This is a genomic window from Huijunlia imazamoxiresistens (assembly GCF_037132455.1).
Lineage (GTDB): Bacteria > Bacteroidota > Bacteroidia > Chitinophagales > Chitinophagaceae > Flavisolibacter > Flavisolibacter imazamoxiresistens.
On the sequence record NZ_JBBBEI010000035.1, the window covers coordinates 1 to 4,720 of the forward strand.

Here is a 4,720-nt window from a genome sequence, read left to right on the forward strand (position 1 = left end):
GGAGGCCAGGAGCTGAAGCTGGAGGGTGAAACCCCGGTTCAGGCAGGCTCTTTTACGGCCGGTGCGGACTGGAAGGAAGTCAGTTTTTCCAAAACCGTGGAAGGCCGTTACCTGTGCCTGGAAGCGCTGACCAGCCAGCAGCCGGGTGACCCCCTGAGCACGGTAGCGGAGCTGGAGCTGACGGGCGCTGATGGTAGGGCCCTGCCCACCACCAAATGGAGCGTGGTCTATGCCAGCAGCGAAGAGGTGACCTCTGCCAACCACAGCGCCGACAAGCTGTACGACCTGCAGGAATCCACCTTCTGGCAAAGCCAGTCGGTAGGAGCGAAGCCACAGCATCCCCACCAGGTAGTGATCGACCTGGGCGAGGTGCGATCCATCAGGGGCTTCCGCTACCTGCCCCGGTCGGACAAGCGCAGCGAGGGCATGCTGAAAGACTACAAGCTGTATTTCAAAACCAGCCCCTTTAAATTTTAAGAACATCAGCAGTTACCACTTACCTTACAGCCCGCCGGTCCCCGGCGGGCTTTTTCTATTCAGTTTCAGGATGGGTCAGGAAGGTTGGCCTTCCTTCAAAATTAACTTTACCGCCTCATACACTTAATTCGCTTGTACTATGAAATGGATACGCAATTGTTTCAAAGCCTTCCTGGCACTTTGTTCCCTCCTGGCCTTTTCCCCAATAAATGCCCAGGTGAAGCTGCCCTCCCTGATCGCCGACCATATGGTGCTGCAGCAAAAAAGCAACGCCGCCCTCTGGGGATGGGCGCAGCCGGGAGAAAAAGTGACCATCACTACCAGCTGGAACCGCCAATCCACCACCGCCACCGCCGACGCCACGGGCAAATGGACTGCCTCCGTGCCCACCGCCAAAGCCGGCGGCCCCTACACCATCACTTTCCGCGCCAGCAACGAGCTGACGGTTTCCGACGTGCTCCTGGGCGAAGTATGGCTGGCTTCGGGTCAATCCAACATGGAGTTCTTCGTCACCAAAACCGCCAGCTCCTCCTATACCGGTGTCCCGGATTACCAGCAGGAGATCAAGGAAGCCAACTTCCCCCTGATCCGCCAGATCGACGTCCCTAATAAAGTGGCCGACACGCCGCAGCAAAACTTTACCGGAACCTGGAAAGTGTGTTCGCCCCAGACGGCGGATACCTTTTCCGCCGTGGCCTACTTCTTCGCCCGCAAGGTCCACCGCGAAACGGGTTACCCCGTCGGCATCATCAACGCCACCTGGGGCGGCACCCCCGCTGAAGCCTGGACCAAACGCTCCGTGCTCCAGGGAGACAAGGACTTCCAAACCATCCTGGACCGCTACGACGAGAATGTAAAAAAATACCCCGAAGCCAATGCCGCCTACCGGCAGGCCCTGGAAAACTGGAGGGCCGATACCAGCCGCTCCAAAGGCGCCCAGCCCCGTCCGCCGGTAGGTCCCAACCACAACAACTCGCCCGCCAAGCTTTATAACGGCATGATCGCCCCGCTGCAGCCCTACAGCCTCAAAGGCGTGATCTGGTACCAGGGCGAGAACAATGCCGAAAGGGCCTACCAGTACCGCCGCCTGTTCCCTGCCATGATCCGCAACTGGCGCGACGACTTCAAAAACGCGAAGCTGCCGTTCTACTTCGTACAGATCTCGCCGCACCGCAGCCAGAACCCCGAGATCCGCGAAGCCCAGCTCATGACCTACCGCTCCGTTCCGTATACCGGCATGGCCGTAACCACCGACAACGGCGACTCGCTGGACATCCATCCCCGCAACAAAAAGCTGGTAGGCGAGCGGCTCTCACTCTGGGCCCTCAAAAATGAATACGGCAAAAAAGACCGGATCGTTTCCGGTCCCCTGTACAAATCCCTGAAAATCGAGGGCAACAAAGCCCTCATCGAATTTGATTTTACCGGTGGCGGCCTGGTGGCCCAGGGAGGCGGCGACCTGAATGAATTTACCATTGCCGGGGCTGACCAAAACTTCGTGCCTGCCCAAGCGGTGATCGAAGGCAACAAGGTGGTGGTGTGGAGCGAGGCTGTGGCCGCCCCCGTGGCCGTGCGCTTCGCCTGGCGCAACGTGCCGAAACCCAACCTGTTCAACAAAGCCGGCCTGCCGGCCTCACCTTTCCGCACCGACAGCTGGAAAGGCCAGACGGAGGGTAAGAATTAGCAGCATATTCTTCGTATTATCTTCGAAAAAAGCACGCAACTGTTTTGGTTGCGTGCTTTTTGATGAAAATACCCCCTAAATTGAAGAATACTCCCCCTATATTCACTGTTTATTGCGCTAAAATTGCATCCGTTGTTTTTAGTTACGGAAGTGGCCAAGGGATGCCTGCGCAGATGGACCCGTTCTCAAAAATTAAAAACATACAGTAACGCTTAATGAAACAGACCATGGCAAAAAATAAGGTATTGGTAACCGGCGGATTGGGCTTTATCGGCTCGCATACCGTCGTGGAATTGATCGCGGCAGGCTTTGAAGTAGTGATCGCCGACAACCTCAGTAACTCCGAAGCGTTCATCCTGGACCGCATCGAGCAGATCAGCGGACAGCGGCCCGCCTTCTACCCCTCCGACCTCTGCTCCCTGGAGGCCGTGCGGCAGCTGTATGCCGAACATCCCGATATCCAGGTGGCCATCCACTTCGCCGCCTATAAAGCGGTGGGCGAGTCGGTAAAGTTCCCGCTGAAGTATTTTCAGAACAACCTGGTCTCCCTGCTCAACCTGCTGGAAGTGATGGAAGAGGTCGGGGCCCCCCATCTCGTTTTCTCTTCCTCCGCCACCGTGTACGGCCAGCCCGACGAGCTGCCGGCCCGGGAAGATACCCCGTTTAAAAAGGCCCTCTCCGCCTATGGCTCCACAAAGCAGATGGGAGAGGAGATCCTGGAAAAAGTGGCCGGCGCCGGTAAGCTGAAAACCATCGCCCTGCGCTACTTCAATCCCGTGGGGGCGCATCCCTCGGCCCTGATCGGCGAGCTGCCCCGCGGCGTGCCCAACAACCTGATGCCCTTCCTGACGCAGGCCGTGATCGGCAAGCGGGGCGAGCTGGTGGTGTTTGGCAATGACTACAATACCCCGGATGGTACCGCCGTGCGGGATTACATCCACGTCGTGGACCTGGGCAAGGCCCACGTGAAAGCCTGCGAGCACCTGCTGGAAGGCCGCGGCAAGGAAGCCTTCGAAGTGTTCAACATCGGTACCGGCAGGGGCAACAGCGTGCTGGAAGTGATCCAGGCCTTTGAAAAGATCAATGGCGTAAAAGTGCCCTACAGCATCGGTCCCCGCCGCGAAGGCGATGCCGAACAAAACTATGCCGACGCCACCAAAGCCAATACGGAGCTGGGCTGGAACGCGGAACTCGACCTGGAAGATATGGTCCGCGACGCCTGGCGCTGGGAACAGGCCATTGGTGGGAAGTAGGGACGATGGACAATGGTCAATAGTCATTGGCCAATGACCATGGACAAATGTCTCATGACCATTGTCCATTGACTAATAACTCCGTAAATCGTGAAATTCGTAATATATGAGAAGATTGCTTTGTGCCCTGAGCCTGCTCTCGGGCACCGTGTTTGCCCAGGGCGTCCAGAACGACTGGGAAAACCCGGCCCTGGTAGACCAGAATAAAGAAAAGCCCCATGCTACCTTTATGCTGTTCGCCAATGCACCGGACGTGAAGAGCGACGACTACAGCCGCTCGCCTTACTACCGCTCGCTGAACGGAACCTGGAAGTTCCGCTACACCGACCGGCATGCCGACCGCCCCCTGGATTTTTACCGCCCCGGCCTGGATGAATCGCAATGGAGCGACCTGGCCGTGCCCTCCAACTGGGAACGGCAGGGTTTCGGCATCCCCATCTATACCAACATTACGTATCCTTACCCGAAGAATCCGCCCTTTATCGGCGCGAACAACCCCGTGGGCACCTACCGCCGCCAGTTTAGCGTTCCGGAAAACTGGGACGGCCGCGAAGTGTTCCTGCATTTCGGTTCCATTACCGGCTGTGCCTTCGTGTACGTGAACGGCGAAAAAGTGGGCATGACCAAGGTCTCCAAATCGCCCGCCGAATTCAATATTTCCAAGTACCTCAAGAAAGGCAATAACCTGCTGGCCGTGCAGGTGTTCCGCTGGCACGACGGCAGCTACCTCGAGGACCAGGATTTTTTCCGCATCAGCGGCATCGAACGCGATGTGTACCTCGAAGCCCTGCCCAGGGCCACCGTATGGGATTTCTTCCTCAAACCCGACCTGGACGCCCAATACAAGAACGGCCTTTTCAGCGCCGATATCGACCTGCGCCAGTTTGCCGGCAACAGCCAGAAAGCCGGTTCCGTTTCGGTGGACATCCAGGATAAAGCGGGAAAGACCGTATTCAGCCAGCAACAGAAATTTGCCTTCGCAGCGGACAGCCTGCAGACGGTGCGCTTTGCCGGAACGGTAAAGAACCCGCTGAAGTGGAGCGCTGAAACACCCCACCTGTACGACTGCATCATCACCCTTAAAGACCAAAAAGGGGCCGTGCAGGCCGTAACCGGCGCCAAGGTCGGTTTCCGCAAGGTGGAGATCAAAAACGCACAACTGCTGGTCAACGGCGTGCCTACCTATGTACACGGCGTGAACCGCCACGAGCACGACCCCGTTAAGGGACATGTGCCCTCCCGGGAACTGATGCTGAAAGACATCCGCCTGATGAAGCAGCATAACATCAATGCCGTTCGCACCAGC

General features: G+C 57.6%; 4 protein-coding genes. All 4 read left to right on the plus strand.

Annotated elements, in window-relative coordinates; all coding sequences use genetic code 11:
* Nucleotides 1–477: discoidin domain-containing protein (locus V9K67_RS24240; RefSeq protein WP_336727194.1), on the plus strand; the 477-nt coding region annotated here is incomplete at its 5' end.
* Between the two features lie 139 nt (nucleotides 478–616).
* Complete coding sequence (locus tag V9K67_RS24245; RefSeq protein WP_336727196.1) at nucleotides 617–2,161, plus strand: sialate O-acetylesterase; 1,545 nt, start codon at nucleotides 617–619, stop codon at nucleotides 2,159–2,161.
* Nucleotides 2,162–2,388: 227 nt separating this feature from the next.
* On the plus strand, nucleotides 2,389–3,414 hold the full coding sequence (gene galE, locus V9K67_RS24250) for a UDP-glucose 4-epimerase GalE (protein ID WP_336727198.1): 1,026 nt from the start codon (nucleotides 2,389–2,391) through the stop codon (nucleotides 3,412–3,414).
* Nucleotides 3,415–3,520: 106 nt separating this feature from the next.
* Nucleotides 3,521–4,720 (plus strand): sugar-binding domain-containing protein (locus V9K67_RS24255; RefSeq protein WP_336727199.1); only part of this gene is annotated, 1,200 nt, incomplete at its 3' end.